The organism is Saccharopolyspora sp. NPDC045941, assembly GCF_056431445.1.
Window position 1 is genome coordinate 74,260 of record NZ_JBWKKU010000017.1, and the last position, 14,343, is coordinate 88,602.

Annotated in this window: 13 protein-coding genes, 1 tRNA gene and 1 pseudogene; 6 read left to right on the top strand and 9 right to left on the bottom strand. The window is 69.4% G+C overall.

Annotated elements, in window-relative coordinates; genetic code table 11:
• Positions 1 to 10: 10 nt before the first annotated feature.
• Both AC07FN_RS16140 and AC07FN_RS16145 read left to right on the top strand, forming a co-directional pair.
• Entirely contained in the window at positions 11 to 673 is a 663-nt protein-coding gene (locus AC07FN_RS16140) for an ATP-binding cassette domain-containing protein (RefSeq protein ID WP_478396322.1), read from the top strand.
• Positions 670 to 2,694, top strand: coding sequence for a YhgE/Pip family protein (locus tag AC07FN_RS16145; protein WP_478396323.1), 2,025 nt, complete (start codon positions 670 to 672; stop codon positions 2,692 to 2,694). Before AC07FN_RS16140 ends, AC07FN_RS16145 begins: the two co-directional genes overlap by 4 nt.
• 112 nt (positions 2,695 to 2,806) lie before the next feature.
• On the opposite strand, the gene AC07FN_RS16150 is transcribed toward AC07FN_RS16145, so the two are convergent.
• The 5 genes from AC07FN_RS16150 to polA all read right to left on the bottom strand — a co-directional run bounded on the left by AC07FN_RS16150 (position 2,807) and on the right by polA (position 8,473).
• A complete protein-coding gene (locus tag AC07FN_RS16150) occupies positions 2,807 to 3,256 on the bottom strand; it encodes a hypothetical protein (RefSeq protein WP_478396324.1) in 450 nt (149 codons plus the stop codon).
• Positions 3,217 to 3,630: a MerR family DNA-binding transcriptional regulator gene (locus tag AC07FN_RS16155; RefSeq protein WP_478396325.1), complete on the bottom strand. Its 414-nt coding sequence runs from the start codon at positions 3,628 to 3,630 to the stop codon at positions 3,217 to 3,219. The genes AC07FN_RS16150 and AC07FN_RS16155 overlap by 40 nt, the downstream gene beginning before the upstream one ends.
• A 43-nt stretch (positions 3,631 to 3,673) precedes the next feature.
• Complete coding sequence (locus AC07FN_RS16160; protein WP_478396326.1) at positions 3,674 to 4,993, bottom strand: Tn3 family transposase; 1,320 nt, start codon at positions 4,991 to 4,993, stop codon at positions 3,674 to 3,676.
• Positions 4,994 to 5,175: 182 nt separating this feature from the next.
• Positions 5,176 to 5,586: a VOC family protein gene (locus tag AC07FN_RS16165; RefSeq protein WP_478396327.1), complete on the bottom strand. Its 411-nt coding sequence runs from the start codon at positions 5,584 to 5,586 to the stop codon at positions 5,176 to 5,178.
• Between the two features lie 241 nt (positions 5,587 to 5,827).
• Entirely contained in the window at positions 5,828 to 8,473 is a 2,646-nt protein-coding gene (gene polA / locus AC07FN_RS16170; protein WP_478396390.1) for a DNA polymerase I, read from the bottom strand.
• 136 nt (positions 8,474 to 8,609) lie between these two features.
• Between polA and AC07FN_RS16175 the strand changes: the two genes are divergently transcribed.
• Positions 8,610 to 9,032 (top strand): PaaI family thioesterase, encoded by a 423-nt coding sequence (locus tag AC07FN_RS16175; RefSeq protein WP_478396391.1) that lies wholly within the window; start codon positions 8,610 to 8,612, stop codon positions 9,030 to 9,032.
• A gap of 4 nt (positions 9,033 to 9,036) precedes the next feature.
• Here the strand turns inward: AC07FN_RS16175 and AC07FN_RS16180 are convergent, their stop codons facing one another.
• Together AC07FN_RS16180 and AC07FN_RS16185 are read right to left on the bottom strand one after the other, a co-directional pair.
• The gene (locus AC07FN_RS16180) at positions 9,037 to 9,567 is read right to left on the bottom strand and encodes a LysR family substrate-binding domain-containing protein (protein ID WP_478396328.1); all 531 of its coding nucleotides are present in this window, start codon (positions 9,565 to 9,567) and stop codon (positions 9,037 to 9,039) included.
• A gap of 212 nt (positions 9,568 to 9,779) precedes the next feature.
• Positions 9,780 to 10,115, bottom strand: a pseudogene (locus tag AC07FN_RS16185) (helix-turn-helix domain-containing protein); the annotation flags it as partial.
• Here AC07FN_RS16185 and AC07FN_RS16190 point away from each other — a divergent pair.
• Positions 10,015 to 10,491, top strand: coding sequence for a cupin domain-containing protein (locus AC07FN_RS16190; RefSeq protein ID WP_478396329.1), 477 nt, complete (start codon positions 10,015 to 10,017; stop codon positions 10,489 to 10,491). The pseudogene AC07FN_RS16185 and the gene AC07FN_RS16190 overlap by 101 nt on opposite strands.
• 48 nt (positions 10,492 to 10,539) lie before the next feature.
• Here the strand turns inward: AC07FN_RS16190 and AC07FN_RS16195 are convergent, their stop codons facing one another.
• Together AC07FN_RS16195 and AC07FN_RS16200 are read right to left on the bottom strand one after the other, a co-directional pair.
• A complete protein-coding gene (locus AC07FN_RS16195) occupies positions 10,540 to 11,151 on the bottom strand; it encodes an ANTAR domain-containing response regulator (RefSeq protein WP_093273187.1) in 612 nt (203 codons plus the stop codon).
• A 117-nt stretch (positions 11,152 to 11,268) separates the two neighbouring features.
• Positions 11,269 to 12,660 (bottom strand): amino acid permease, encoded by a 1,392-nt coding sequence (locus tag AC07FN_RS16200; protein ID WP_478396330.1) that lies wholly within the window; start codon positions 12,658 to 12,660, stop codon positions 11,269 to 11,271.
• A 163-nt stretch (positions 12,661 to 12,823) separates the two neighbouring features.
• Here AC07FN_RS16200 and AC07FN_RS16205 point away from each other — a divergent pair.
• Positions 12,824 to 12,897 (top strand) — tRNA-Leu (locus AC07FN_RS16205).
• An 87-nt stretch (positions 12,898 to 12,984) separates the two neighbouring features.
• A complete protein-coding gene (locus tag AC07FN_RS16210; protein WP_478396331.1) occupies positions 12,985 to 14,220 on the top strand; it encodes a site-specific integrase in 1,236 nt (411 codons plus the stop codon).
• Positions 14,221 to 14,343: the final 123 nt, after the last annotated feature.

A 14,343-nucleotide genomic window follows, 5' to 3' on the forward strand; every position in this document is an offset into this window, starting at 1 on the left:
AGGAGACTGCGTGGAGATCGTCGCCACCGGCGTCGAGGTCATCGGAGCGCACGGGACGCTGCTGGCGCCCACAACGCTACGGGCCCGGACCGGGCAGGTCCTGCTGGTCGCGGGCGACCCGAACTCCGGCCGAACCGCGCTGGCCCTGGCCCTCTCCGGTCGGCTGCGCCCCACCCACGGCACGGTGCGCCTGGACGGCGCCATCGACGCGAGCGCGCTGCGGCGCAGCGTCGCGGTCGTCGACGCGCCGCAGATCACCGAGCCCGACGACGCGCTGGCGGTGCGCGACGTCGTCGCCGAAGGCCTGAGCCTGGCGGGCCGCAGATCCGGCCGCCGCCGGGTCCGGGACTGGCTGTCGGCCCGCGACTGGCTCCCCGAAGGCGCCGGCGAGCAGCGCTTCGAGCACCTGGCCGGGTACGAGCGCACCCGGCTGCTGACCGAACTCGCCTGCGAGGGCCGCGCCACCAAGGCCCTGGTGCTGGACTGCCCCGACCGCCACGGCGGCGACCCCACCGGCTGGTACTCCCAAGCCGCCCGCCAAGCCGAGCGCGGCCTGGCCGTGATCGCGCTCTGCTCCCCGCACTCCGCCGACAGGCTGGGCATCTCGCCCGCCCGCGTCGGCACGGACAACCCCGAACAGTCCACTCTGGATTCTGCTGAAGGTCTGCGATGACTACATTCCGGCTCGCCGCCACCGAGCTGCGCCGCCTCACTTCGGGCAAACTGCCCAAGCTCGCGCTGCTCGCGGTCACCCTGGTGCCGCTGCTGTACGGCGCGATGTACATCTACGCGAACTGGGATCCCTACGGGAAGCTCGACTCGGTGCCCGCGGCCGTGGTCGTCGAAGACGCCGGCGAGCAACGCGAGGACGGCACGCGGCTGGACGCCGGCCAGGACGTCTACCAGGAGCTCCTGGATTCCGGCACCTTCGACTGGACCCGCACCGACGCGCAAGAGGCGCAGGACGGCGTCGCCAGCGGCCGGTACACGTTCGCGCTGGTGGTGCCGAGGGACTTCTCCGGTGCACTGGTCTCCCCCGCCGACTTCGAGCCGCGGCAGGCGAAGCTGCAGCTGATCACCAACGACGCCAACAACTACCTGGTCGGCACCATTGCCGACAAGGTGGCCTCCGAGGTGCGCAAGGGGGTCGCGGCCAGCGCCGGGACCGAGGCGGCGAACCAGTTCCTGCTCGGGTTCAGCACCGTGCACGACAAGACCGCAGAGGCCGCCGACGGCGCGGGCCAGCTCGCCGACGGCGCGGGCCAGCTCCGCGACGGGCTCGGGGAAGCCCGGCAGGGCACCGACCAGCTGGCCTCCGGCGCGCACCAGCTGGTCGACGGCCAGACCAAGCTCGCCGACGGCGCCGACCGGCTCGGCGACGGCACGCAGCAGCTGCGCAGCGGCCTCACCGAACTGCAGCGGTCGACCGCGCCGCTGCCGGAGCAGACCGCCAAGCTGGCCGACGGCGCAGCGCAGGTCGCCGCAGGCAACGAGCAGCTCGCCTCCAAGGCGGAGACGCTCGGCGGGCTCTCGCAGGAGATCGTCGACAACCTCAGCTCGACCAAGAAGGACATCGCCGACCAGCTCCGCAAGAACGGGGTGGACGAGGACGCGGTGCAGCGCATCGTCGCGGGCATCGACGAGCTCAACAAGCCCATCACCGACGCCAACGGCAAGGTGCAGACGCAGGTCGGCCAGTTGCGGAAGCTCGCCGACGGCTCCCAGCAGGTCGCCGACGGCAACCGCGCGCTGGCCAACGCGATGCCGACGATGACCAACGGCATCGGACGCCTCGCCGACGGTGCCGTCCAGGTCGACAACGGCGCGCAGCAGCTCCGCTCCGGTGAGCGCCAAGCGCTGGCGGGCACCAAGCAGCTCAGCAGCGGTGCGGACCAGCTCGCGGGCGGCACCAAGCAGCTCTCCGACGGTTCCGGCAAGCTCGCGGACGGTTCGAGCACGCTCGCGACGAAGCTGGGCGAGGGCCTGAACGACATCCCGGACCCCGACGAGGACACCCGCAACGCAACCGCGGACACCATCGGCGACCCGGTCGCCATCGACACCATGGCCCAGGTCAAGGCCGGCACCTACGGGGCCGGGCTGGCACCGTTCTTCATGGGCCTGGCGCTGTGGATCGGCGGTTTCGTGCTGTTCCTGCTGATGCGCCCGCTGTCCAGTCGCGCGCTCGCCGCCGGGGTCGCGCCCTGGCGGGTCGCGATCGGCGGCTGGCTGCCCGCGGCGATCGTCGGGTTCGTGCAGGCCGTGCTGCTGTACCTGGTCGTGGTCTTCGGGGTGGGCGTGCAGCCGGCGCACACCTGGTGGACGCTCGGATTCCTGATCCTCACGTCGTTCGCCTTCACCGCGGTGGTGCACGCGCTCAACGCGGCGTTCGGGCCGAAGGGCAAGTTCATCGCCCTGGTCATCCTGGTGCTGCAGCTGGTCACCGCGGGTGGCACGTTCCCGTGGCAGACGATCCCGGAGCCGCTGCACCCGCTGCACCAGGTGCTGCCGCTGGGCTACGTCGTCAACGGCCTGCGCCACCTGCTTTACGGCGGGGCGGGCACGGCGGCGGCGACGACCGCGGCCGGTGTCCTGCTGTGCTACCTGGTGGCGTCGCTGCTGCTGAGCACGATCGCGGCCTGGCGCCAGCGGGTCTGGACGCCCACCCGCCTCAAGCCCGAACTGTCCCTCTGAGGTGTGCGGGGTGGGTGGCGATTTCGCGCGGAACCGCCACCCCCCCCCCACGCTTAGGGTTGATTTTGCGCGAAACGAAACCCCCCCCCTCTCGGCGGGAACAACGCGTTTATCAGGTCAGCGGGATCGCGACCTCCATGCCGACCGCGTCGCCGGTCTCGTCGAGCCTCCCGACCTGGCGCATCGCCGCGAGATCCAGGTCGACCCCGCGCCGCTCGGCCTCGGCCAGCAGCGCGACGACCGCGGGCTGCACCGCCGAGTCGATGACCGCCACGCCGTCGTCGTGCCGCCAGCCCACCACGAGCTCCGGCCCCGCCCGGACCTCACCGCGCACGACCGCCAGTCCCGGAATCCCCCAGTCCGCGGGCATCGGCCGAGCGACCGGCCAGCAGCACAGCAGCTCGACGTCGTCTTCGGTGGAACCGGCGCGGATCGACGACCAGAACGGGCCGGTCGGCGCGTTGTCCGCCGTCGCCAACGCCTCCCACAACGCGCCGAAGGCGGCGTTCGCCTGCTCGTCGGTCAACTCCTCGTCGGCTCCGTCGGGGACCGGCAGCGCCACGCCCACCCAGTGCTGCGCGCCGGCCTGCCGCTCCGGATCTCCCAGTCCGGCGCGTTGCCGTTCAACAACGCCGTCGCCACCTCCAGCGCGGCGTCCTGCCGCCGCCGCTGCTCGGCCAGCCGAGCCCGGTGGTCTTCGAGCACCTCGACCGCCTCGCGCCGACCGAGCAGCGCACGCCCGGCCTCCGGCAGCCCGATGTCGGCCGCGCGCAACGCCTTCAGCCGGATCGCCACCTCCAGCTGACCCGCCGAGTAGCGCCGGTAGTTCGACCACGGATCGACCGCGGCCGGCTTCAGCAACCCCTGCTTGTCGTACAGCCGCAACGCCTTCGCGCTCAAACCGGTCAACTGCGCGAAATCCCCGATACCGAGCATGCGTCCAGTCTGGACCTTGCCCCGCGGACAGAGTCCAACCTCGTCAGTTCGGCCAGGCGAGGGCCTCGTCGGTGCGGCGCCGCGCGCCCCGCGACCGGTCGAAGCCGGGCTTGCCCCACTGACTCGACCCAGCGAGGAAGATCCGCCGGGTGCACAGCAGATCCCGCAGCGTCACCAGCACGCACATCTCGTAGACGGCGCGTTCGATGCGCCCCTCCTTGTCCACCACGGCGTCCCGCCACTCCTCCGGAACCGCGTCGCCCAGCGGGATGTCGCCGGGTGAGTCGTAGAAGCGGCCGTCGCCCCAGGACGCGGTGTAGTCGCCGACCAGCTCGCCGAGCGCCGCCATGATCGGCCAGCAGCCGACGTCCCGGCAGCGGAACTCCAGGCCCGCCAGCACCAGCCGGAGAACCTGTTGGTGGTGCGCGGAATACGCGCCCCGCAACACCGTGCGCTTGCGCCGGCCGCGCACGGCGTCGCGGGCCTCGTTGTCGCGCGTCAGCTGTCTGAGCAGCTTCTCGCTGGCGATCGGGTACAGAACCGTTCGCACGGGTTCGTCGGGACGATCCAGGGCGGCCCGGGCGATCTCGACCAGGAGCAGCTCCCGCGCCTGCGTCTGCGACGTGGCTTCGGCGCCGACGTCGAGCCGCTGCTCCACCCGCTCCCGGAGTTGTTGCAGCAGGCCGACCAGCACCCGCCCGAGCAGATCGGTGATCTCATTGCGGCGCACCGAACACAGCGCACCCAGCAATGTCACCCGCACCGCTCGCGGCTGCGACCGCAGCTCGTCGTGGTGCGCGCGGGCCGCCCGCACGCACCACGCCTCCACCAGTTCCGCCGGAACGTCGTCGAAGAGCTCCGCCGGAAGCCGGAGAGCCTGCACCACGGCCTGCTTGTCGACCTCCTTCAGGAGCGCGCCCAGCCAGACCTGGCCCGCGGTGTTCTCCTCCAGGTCGACCAGCAGCTCGGACGGCAACCCCAGCGCCTGCAACGACATCAGGCTGTCGATCTCCAGCAGGAGTTCCCGCAGGTCGATCCGGCCCACCTCGGACCGCAGCTCGGCCAGTGACCACTCGGGACACTCCGGGGGATCCGCCAGCAGCACCTCCAACTGGTCCGCCGAGTCGCCCATCCGGACCGCGACGCGGTGGCAGAGCAGCCTTTCGAAGTCCTGCAAGACCCGGCTCGCCACCTCCCTGGCCTGGTCGGGCCCGGGAGGCTCGACCTCCGTCGCGCGGCAGTGCGCGATCAGCGCGGTGGCGAGCTCGTCCCGGCCCCGCCCCGGCCGGACGGTCTCGTCCGTCAGCCACGCCAGCCACTGCCCCTCGTCGCCCAGGCCCACCGGGCATCTGAGCGCATCCACTATCTGCCCCGTCAGGAGCTCAACTGTGTCCCTCGTGAAACCCGAGGTCGAACCCACTTTCACAACCTCGCCCCATGCCCCCAGCACGGATCTTGCCCCATTGCGCGCAAAGGTAGCGCCAGCGCCGACGCCACGATCGAGCGATCACGAGACGCCGGGCGAGCGCGGGGCGGGAAGGGGTGCTACTCAGCCGCGGTCTCCTCGGCGGCGTCGTCGTAGCGGGCGATCTCGATCAGGTTGCCGTCCGGGTCGCGCAGGTAGAGCGAGGTGATCGGGCCCTCCGCGCCGATCCGGCTGACCGGGCCCTCCTCGATGCGCACCTCGTTCGCGCGCAGGTGCTCCTGCACCTCGGCGAGCGGGTGGGACGTGACGAAGCACAGGTTGGCCGAGCCGGGCACCGGGTGCGTCGCGGTCGGCTCCACCAGTTCGCTCGCGGCGTGCAGCTTGATCGTCTGCCTGCCGAAGCTCACGGCGCGCCGCTCGCCGGGGAACTCCACCGGCGTCATGCCGAGGATCTGCTCGTAGAACTCCACTGCCCGATCGACATCGGCGACGGTGAGGACCAGGTGGTCCACTCTGTCGATGCTGATCATGCTCCTCCTCGGGGTTGGCGCGGATGGCCGCGCCCGACCGACGCCCGGTCCGCGCGCGTCCGGCAACGCGCGTACGGCAGGCTATCCGCACCGATTCGATGCGGGGTAGGGCGGGGCCACCGACGGTGACATCCGCCATTCAAAGGGGTTGCGCCACATCGACTCCGGCGAGTGACCACTTCGTGACGGCGCCGAAACACGAACTCAACGAGTAACGACCGGCACCCGAGGCGTGACGGCCTCAGTGCGCGGCGGCGTCCCAGGAGCGGCCGACGCCAACCGAGACCTCCAGCGGCACGTCGAGCTCGTAGGCCGAGCCCATCTGCTCGCGCACCAGCTTCTCCACCTCGTCCCGCTCGCCGTCGGCGACCTCGATGATCAGTTCGTCGTGCACCTGCAGCAGCATCCGCGACCGCATGCCGCTGTCCCGCAACGCGCGGTGCACGCCCAGCATCGCGACCTTGATGATGTCGGCCGCGCTGCCCTGGATCGGCGCGTTGAGCGCCATCCGCTCGGCCATCTCCCGCCGCTGCCGGTTGTCGCTGGTCAGGTCCGGCAGGTAGCGGCGGCGACCCAGGATCGTCGACGTGTAACCGTCCTTGCGCGCCTGGTCGACGACCTCCCGCAGGTAATCGCGGACCCGGCCGAACCGGGCGAAGTAGGCGTCCATCTGCGCCTTGGCGTCCTCGGCGGAGATCCGCAGCTGCTGCGCCAGCCCGTACGCCGACAGGCCGTAGGCCAGGCCGTAGGACATCGCCTTGACCCGGCGGCGCAGCTCCTGGTCGACCTCGTCTATCGGCACCCCGAACGCCTTGGACGCGACGTAGTTGTGCAGGTCCTCGCCGGTGCGGAACGCCTCGATGAGCCCCTCGTCGCCGGAGAGGTGCGCCATGATGCGCATCTCGATCTGGCTGTAGTCGGCGGTCATCAGCTCCGCGTACCCGCCGCCGACGACGAAGACCTCCCGGATCCGGCGGCCCTCCTCGGTGCGGATCGGGATGTTCTGCAGGTTCGGGTCCGTCGAGGACAGCCGGCCGGTGGCGGCGATGGTCTGGTTCAGCGTCGTGTGGATCCGCCCGTCGTCCGAAATGGACTTCACCAGGCCGTCCACAGTGGTCTTCAACCGGGTGGCGTCGCGGTGCTCCAGCAGGTGCTGCAGGAACGGGTGCTCGGTCTTCTCGTACAGCGACTGCAGCGCCTCGGCGTCGGTGGTGTAGCCGGTCTTGGTGCGCTTGGTCTTCGGCATGTTCAGCTCTTCGAAGAGCACCACCTGCAGCTGCTTCGGCGAGCCGAGGTTGATCTCCTTGCCGATCACGCCATAAGCGTCCTGCGCCGCCTGCTTGACGCGCGCGGCGAAGCGCGCGCCCAGCTCGGCGAGCTGCTCGGCGTCGACCGCGATGCCGGCGCCCTCCAGCTCGCTGAGCACCACCAGCAGCGGCAGCTCCAGATCGGTGAGCAGCGCGCGGCTGTCGATGCGGTCCAGCTCCGCGTCCAGCGCGTCGGCCAGCTCCGCCACCGCGCGCGCCTTCACCAGCTCGGTCGAGGCGGCCTTCTCCTTGGTCTCCGCCTCGTCCTCCAGCAGCGACAGCTGCCCGTCGTCGTCGCCCTGCTCCGCGCGCAGCTCGCGCTGCAGGTAGCGGACCACCAGGTCCGGCAGCTCGAAGGACCGCTGCCCGGGCCGCACCAGGTACGCGGCCAGCGCGGTGTCGCTGGTCAGGCCCGCCACCGTCCAGCCGCGGTCGCGGATGGCGTGCAGCGGCCCCTTCACGTCGTGCGCCGCCTTCGTCGTCGCCGGGTCGGCCAGCCAGGCCGCCAGCGCCTGCTCGTCCTCCTGGGTCAGGGCGGCGACGTCGACGAACACGCCCGCGCCGTCGGCGGTGGCCAGCGCGACGCCGGTCAGGTCGCCGTGACCGCGGGCCCACTGGCCGGTGCACGCCAGCCCGACCCGGTTGCCGTTGCGGGCGTGCTTGTCCAGCCATCCGGCCAGCTGACCGGGCTGCACGACGCCGCCGGAGATCTCGAAACCCTCCTCGACCTCGGGCTCGGCGCTGGACAGCGTCGCGAACAGCCGGTCGCGCAGCACCCGGAACTCCAGGTCGTCGAACAGCCGGTGCACCGCGTCGCGGTCCCAGGCCCGCACCGCCAGGTCCGGCGGCGCCAGCTCCAGCTCGACGTCGCGGACCAGTTCGGTCAGCTGCCGGTTGAGCAGCACCGACGACAGGTGCTCGCGCAGCGAGTCGCCGACCTTGCCCTTGACCTCGTCGACCCGGTCCACCAGGTCGGCCAGCGAGCCGAACTGCTGGATCCACTTGGTGACGGTCTTCTCCCCCACGCCCGGGATCTTCGGCAGGTTGTCCGACGGGTCGCCGCGCAGCGCCGCGAAGTCCGGGTACTGCTGCGGCGTCAGGCCGTACTTGTCCTCGACGGCCTGCGGCGTGAAGCGGGTGAGCTCCGAGACGCCCTTCGTCGGGTACAGCACCGTCACGTCGTCGGTGACCAGCTGCAGCGCGTCCCGGTCGCCGGTGCAGATGGCGACCTTGAAGTCCGCCGCGGTGGCCTGGGTGGTCAGCGTCGCGATGACGTCGTCGGCCTCGAAGTTCTCCTTGCTCAGCACCGGGATGTTCAGCGCGCCGAGGACGTCCTGGATCAGGCTGACCTGGCCGCGGAACTCGTCCGGGGTGGCGCTGCGGTTGGCCTTGTACTCGGTGAAGGCATCGCTGCGGAAGGTCTTGCGGGAGACGTCGAAGGCGACCGCGAGGTGCGTGGGCTGCTCGTCGCGGAGCAGGTTGATCAGCATCGAGGTGAAGCCGTAGACCGCGTTGGTGTGCTGGCCCGTGCCGGTCTGGAAGTTCTCCTTGGGCAGGGCGTAGAAGGCGCGGTAGGCCATCGAGTGGCCGTCGATGAGCAGCAGGCGTCGGTCCTCGGAATGCGTCACGGCGGCGAGTCTAGGCTGAAGCTCTGACAGCTTGTACCGGAGGCGACAGGAGGACCCAGGCGTGGCCGCACTCAACGACGGCAATGCTGTGACCAGCGAGAACGACCGGTTGAACCGGGTGCTGACGGCCGCCGAGGAGCAGCTCACCGCGCTGATGGGCATCGAAATCGTCGAATGGGCCCCCGATCGGGTGGTCGGCACCATGCCGGTCGCCGGCAACCGCCAGCCCTACGGGCTGCTGCACGGCGGCGCGAACGCGGTGCTGGCGGAGACCGTGGGCTCCATCGCCGCCGCGCTGCACGCGGGCGACGACCGGATCGCGGTGGGCCTGGAGCTGACCTGCACGCACCACCGCGCGGTCACCGAGGGCGTGGTCACCGGCGTCGCCACGCCGGTGCACCTGGGCCGCGCGACGGCGACCTACGACATCGTGATCACCGATGAGAAGGACCGGCGGACCTGCTCGGCGCGCTTGACCTGCGTCCTGCGCGACCAGCCTCCGGGGCAGTGATCTGTCACCCGCGGAAGCTGTCCAGCAACATCCTCAACGCGGGCCCCGCCGGACCCGGCGGCACCGCCAGCGACGTGGTGATCTCGACGCCCGCCAGCGGACGGATCGCGACGTGCCGGGCCGGCGGCAGATCACCGGCGCGGTAGAACGCGGTCCACGACGCGGTGGGATCGGTCGCGATATCGGCGAACGTGCCCTGCAGGTGCGTGAACGGCGGCCCGACGGGCGGTTCGACTCCTGCGTCGCGCAGCGCGGCGGTGATCAGGTCGTGGAACGGCGGGTTGGCGTCGCGAGGCGCGAGGCGCAGCGGCAACTCGGCGAGCTGCTCCAGGCTCAGCACGTCCTCGTCGGCCAACGGGTGCCGCGCGGGCACCACCGCGTACACCGGATCCGTCCACAGCGGGACGAGTTCCAGCCCGGGCGCCGACGACATGGCCCGCACGAGGGCGGCGTCCAGTTCCCCGGAGCGGACCGCCGCCAGCCGGTCGGCGAGGCCCGACTTGGCGATCCGCACCCGCAGCCGCGGCGCCGCCACGACCAGGTCGTCGACCGCCGCGACACACGTGGATCGGGGGCCCGTCCGGTGCCGAGCCGCAGGACGCCTTCGGTGCCGACCTTGATCTCCCCGGCGACCGCGAGCACCCGCGAGGCGGCGGCGAGCACCGCCCTCGCCTCCGGCAGCAGCCGCTCGCCGGCCGAGGTGATCCGGATCTGCCGGGTGGACCGGTCGAACAGCTGCACCCCGAGCTCACGTTCCAGCCTGCGAACCAGCTGGCTCACCGCGGGCTGCACGATGTTCAGGCGTTCGGCTGCCCGGCCGAACCCGCCTTCCTCGGCCACCGCGACGAAGTACTGCAGCTGCCTGATCTCCACGTTCCCATCATGAACGGTGATGGGTGCGCGTGGTGATCGCGCCTTGTTCGGCCCCGCCCCCGGATGTGGACTCGATCGGCAAGGACCACACACCCGTTGCGGAGGGGAAATGACTGCCCGAGCCGTTGTCGTGCACGCCGACGACGCAGAGATCATCCAGGCCGGCACCACGCAGACGCTGCTGGCCGACAGCAGCGCGACCGGAGGCATCACCGGCGCCAACCTGATCAGCATTCCGGCGGGCGGGGACGGCGCCCACCCGCACGTCCACGAGACGTCCGCCGAAGTGTTCTACGTCCTGGACGGCGCCATGGAGATCCTGCTGGACGACCGGATCGAGACCGTCGGCAAGGGCGGTTTCGTGGTGGTGCCGCCCGGCGTGCCGCACGCGTTCGCGGCGACCGAGGACTCCGCCGCGGAGATCTTCATCTACATCACGCCCGGCGTCGACCGGTTCGAGTTCTTCCGGCTGCTGCAGCGAATCACTCGCGGAGAGGAGCCGGAGTCGGCGCTGGAGGACATCCAGGACCGGTACGACGTGCACTTCACCACCAGCCCGGTGTGGGACGCCGCCGGTCATCGCTGAGCTGCCCGGCGTCGGCCGCCGAACCGCGGCCGGCGCCGGGCCGCCGGACTAGGAGAGGTTCTCCAGCACCGCCTGGGCGACGGCCTTCATCGTGGTGCGGCGGTCCATCGCGGTCCGCTGCAGCCAGCGGAACGACTCCGGCTCGGAGAGGTTGTGCTTGTTCATCAGCAGACCCTTGGCCCGCTCGATGGTCTTGCGCGCCTCGAGGCGCTCGGTCAGGTCGGCGACCTCGGCCTCCAGCGCCTGCACCTCGGTGAACCGGGACACCGCGAGCTCGATGGCCGGCACCAGGTCGCGCTTGGCGAACGGCTTGACCAGGTAGGCCATCGCGCCCGCGTCCCGCGCCCGCTCGACGAGGTCGCGCTGGCTGAACGCGGTCAGGATCACCACCGGCGCGATCCGCTCGCCGGCGATGTTGGAAGCGGCCTCGATGCCGTCCATCTTCGGCATCTTGACGTCCAGGATCACCAGGTCGGGGCGCAGCTCCTCGGCGAGCCGGACGGCCTCCTGCCCGTCGCCCGCCTCGCCGACGACCTGGTAACCCTCTTCGCGGAGCATCTCCACCAGGTCGAGCCTGATCAACGCCTCGTCCTCGGCCACGAGTACGCGACGTTCGACGGGCTTGGCCTCGCGTGTGTCCTCGGCAGCCGGCGTCGTCACCGGGATCCTCCAAAAATCGGGTCCGCCGATGCGGTCTGCATCGGGAAACCGCAGCTTACCGGCTGTGACTTCACGCCGAGGTAAACACGCGACGTGACCATTGCGACATCGCGACGATCAAGCCCGCGCGACCCGCCGCCGCACGAACAGGACGTAGATCAGCAGGATCGCGGCGAGGCTGATCAAACTCAGCGTGAGCTGCGATCGGACCTCCTCGATGGCGCCCATGGTGACCACCACGGCGACGATCACGACCAGCGTGGCCCAGGTCAAGTAGGGGAAAAGCCACATCTTCAGCTTCAGCCGCTCCGGCGCCTCCCGCTCCAGCCTGCGGCGCATCCGCAGCTGCGAGGCCGCGATCATCCCGTAGATGAACAGCGCGACGGCACCGGCGGAGTTGATGATGAAGTAGAAGATCGTGTCCGGCGAGACGTAACTCGCGGCAACGGCGACGTAACCGACCAGTGTGGACAGCAGGATCGCCTTCCACGGCACGCCGCGGCGGTTGATGTCGCGCACCCAGCTCGGCGCGAAACTCCGCCGCTGCAAGGCGAAAAGCATCCGGGAGGCGGTGTAGAGACCGGAGTTGAGCACCGAGATCACCGCGGTGAACACGACCACGTTCACCACGACTTCCGCGGCGGGCAACCCGAACCTGGCGAAGGCCGCGGCGTACGGGCTGCTCTCGCTGGGGATCTCCTGCCACGGCGTGATCATGACCAGCAGGGTCACCGAACCGACGTAGAACAGCAGCACCCGCCACACGACCGCCTTGGTGGCCTTGGCGACGGCCTTCTCCGGCTCCTTCGACTCGGCCGAAACGATGGTGACGATCTCGGTGCCGAAGTAGGAGAAGATCACGATGACGACGCCGTGCAGCACGGCGAAACCGCCCTTGGCGACGAACCCGTCCAGCGCGATGTTGCCGACCGAGAACTCCGCGCCCGGCCACAGCCCGAGCACGAAGATCGTCCCGCACACCAGGAAGATCACGATGGTGATGACCTTGATGGAGGCCAACCAGAACTCGGTCTCGCCGAAGGACCGCACCGAGACCAGGTTGGTGGCGGTGAGCAGCAGCATTAGCACCAGCGAGATGACCCATTGAGGCACGACCGGCACCAGCGGGTTCAGCAGTTCGGCGCCGACGACGGCCTCGAAGGCGACCACGCCGACCCAGTAGTACCAGTACAGCCAGCCGATGGTGAACCCCGCCCAGTCGCCCAGCGAGGTCCGCGCGTACTCCATGAACGACCCGAGCGTGGGAGCGGCGGTCGCCATCTCGCCGAGCATCCGCATCACGAGCACGACGATCAGCCCGCCCAGGGCGTAGGACAGCACGGCCGCGGGCCCGACAGTGGAGATCACCGCCCCGCTGCCGATGAACAGGCTGGCGCCGATGATGCCGCCGAGCGCGATCATCTGGAGGTGGCGGTTCTTCAGGCTCCGCCGCAATCCGATGTCGTCGCCACTGCCCGTCGCGGACTCGATCCTGGTTTCATCGACCATCACGGCCCCCCGTGTTCGACCGGCCACCCGGAGTAGAGGCTGTGAACCTAACTCGCGAAGATCACCACCACCAGGGTCCCGAACCAGGACAAACCGCCCGGAGAAGTGCCGCACACCCCTGAATCGAGTGGTTGATCAAGGGTCACGTATGCTGACGACGAAAGCCCCCGTAGCCCAATCGGCAGAGGCAGCGGACTCAAAATCCGTCCAGTGTGCGTTCGAGTCGCACCGGGGGCACGCGTCAGTGCAGGTCAGCCCATACGCGGCTGTGCCTGCCATTTGGCGTACCATGGGCCACCCATCCTAAACCCATCCTTTTGGGAGATGATCATGGCCCGCCCTCCACTTCCGCTTGGCACCTGGGGCTCGATCCGGATCCACGGCAGAGTCGACGGCGAGTGGGTCCCCAAGGCGGAGATCCCTACAGGGACGAAGATCACCAGCTGGCGCGCCATGGCCAAGTACCGGGCGCATGACGGCGTCACTCGACAAATGGAGCGCCGAAGCAGCAGCGAAACGAAGGCACGGCGGAGTCTGCGCGAAGCGCTCGGCAAGCTAGTCAGTCAGCAGACCGCGCTCGACTCCGGCACGCGCTTCAAGGACGCCGCAGCGCTCTACCTCGACCAGATCCGGACCCGCCGCCGAGGCACTACATACGACCGCTACAAAGGAAGACTAGAGAAGCACGTCTTTCCAGAAATTGGACACCTACTTCTTCGCGAATGCACCGTCAATCGACTCGAAAAATTTATGACCAAGCTCGAGCACGATGAGGTCGCCGCCAACACACGCCGAGGAATCCGAACAGTACTGTCCGGCGTGATCCAGTACGTCATCCGCAATGATGAAACTGGGACCATAAAACGAAACCCTGTTCACGACCTCTCAGACATCGAGGGCTCCACCAAGAAGCCAGTGGCGATGACGGCCGAGCAACTGAGGGACTTTCTAGCCAAGCTCGACGCCGACAAGGTTGCCAAGAAATCTGACCTGCCCGACTATATCCGGTTCTTGTTCGGCACGGGAACCAGATTCGGAGAGGCACTCGCCGTTCGATGGCGAGACCTCAATCTCACAGACGAAACATGGAACATCCAGGTTGAGGATACCTCATACATCATCCCACCAGGACATTTGTTCGTCTCGGGCAACATCGTCGCCGTGTCAGGAAAGGGACTGGTCCGGCACGAGGGCAAGACGTTCAAAGCAAGGCGCGTCATCAAGCTGCCCTACTACCTGTATACACTACTACTAGTGCGCAAACCCATCGATGCCAATGAGAACGATCCCGTGTTCCCGTCTGGCACGCTCGGTTGGCGCCACCCAAGCAACATGCAGCGATCCGTTCGCCGAATGCGGGAACGCATCAAGTACCCAGGCTTCACCACGCACGTCGGCCGCAAGACAGTCGCCACCATCCTGGACATGTCCGGGCAAACCGCCCGCGAGATCGCCGACCAGCTTGGCCACGCCAACCCGGCTATGACCCAGAACGTGTATATGGGCCGCGGCGTACAGAACCCCGCTGCCGCCGCCGCGCTTGATGCCGCTTACAGCTAAATGACGGCCACCGGACCCGGCATGGTTTTCCAACCGTCCCGGGTCCGCCGCCGTCCAGATCGCAGGCTCGTACCGCCGCTGGACGCTCAGAGAAGCCGGTAACCTCCGGACCTAGTTGCCACG

Excerpts from the sequence above, each read along its gene's own strand:
- AC07FN_RS16145 (WP_478396323.1), top strand. The coding sequence starts at position 670 with ATGACTACATTCCGGCTCGCCGCCACCGAGCTGCGCCGCCTCACTTCG.
- AC07FN_RS16190 (WP_478396329.1), top strand. The coding sequence starts at position 10,015 with ATGACTGCCCGAGCCGTTGTCGTGCACGCCGACGACGCAGAGATCATC.
- AC07FN_RS16165 (WP_478396327.1), bottom strand. The coding sequence starts at position 5,586 with ATGATCAGCATCGACAGAGTGGACCACCTGGTCCTCACCGTCGCCGAT.
- AC07FN_RS16155 (WP_478396325.1), bottom strand. The coding sequence starts at position 3,630 with ATGCTCGGTATCGGGGATTTCGCGCAGTTGACCGGTTTGAGCGCGAAG.
- polA (WP_478396390.1), bottom strand. The coding sequence starts at position 8,473 with ATGGCCTACCGCGCCTTCTACGCCCTGCCCAAGGAGAACTTCCAGACC.
- AC07FN_RS16200 (WP_478396330.1), bottom strand. The coding sequence starts at position 12,660 with ATGGTCGATGAAACCAGGATCGAGTCCGCGACGGGCAGTGGCGACGAC.
- AC07FN_RS16210 (WP_478396331.1), top strand. The coding sequence starts at position 12,985 with ATGATCATGGCCCGCCCTCCACTTCCGCTTGGCACCTGGGGCTCGATC.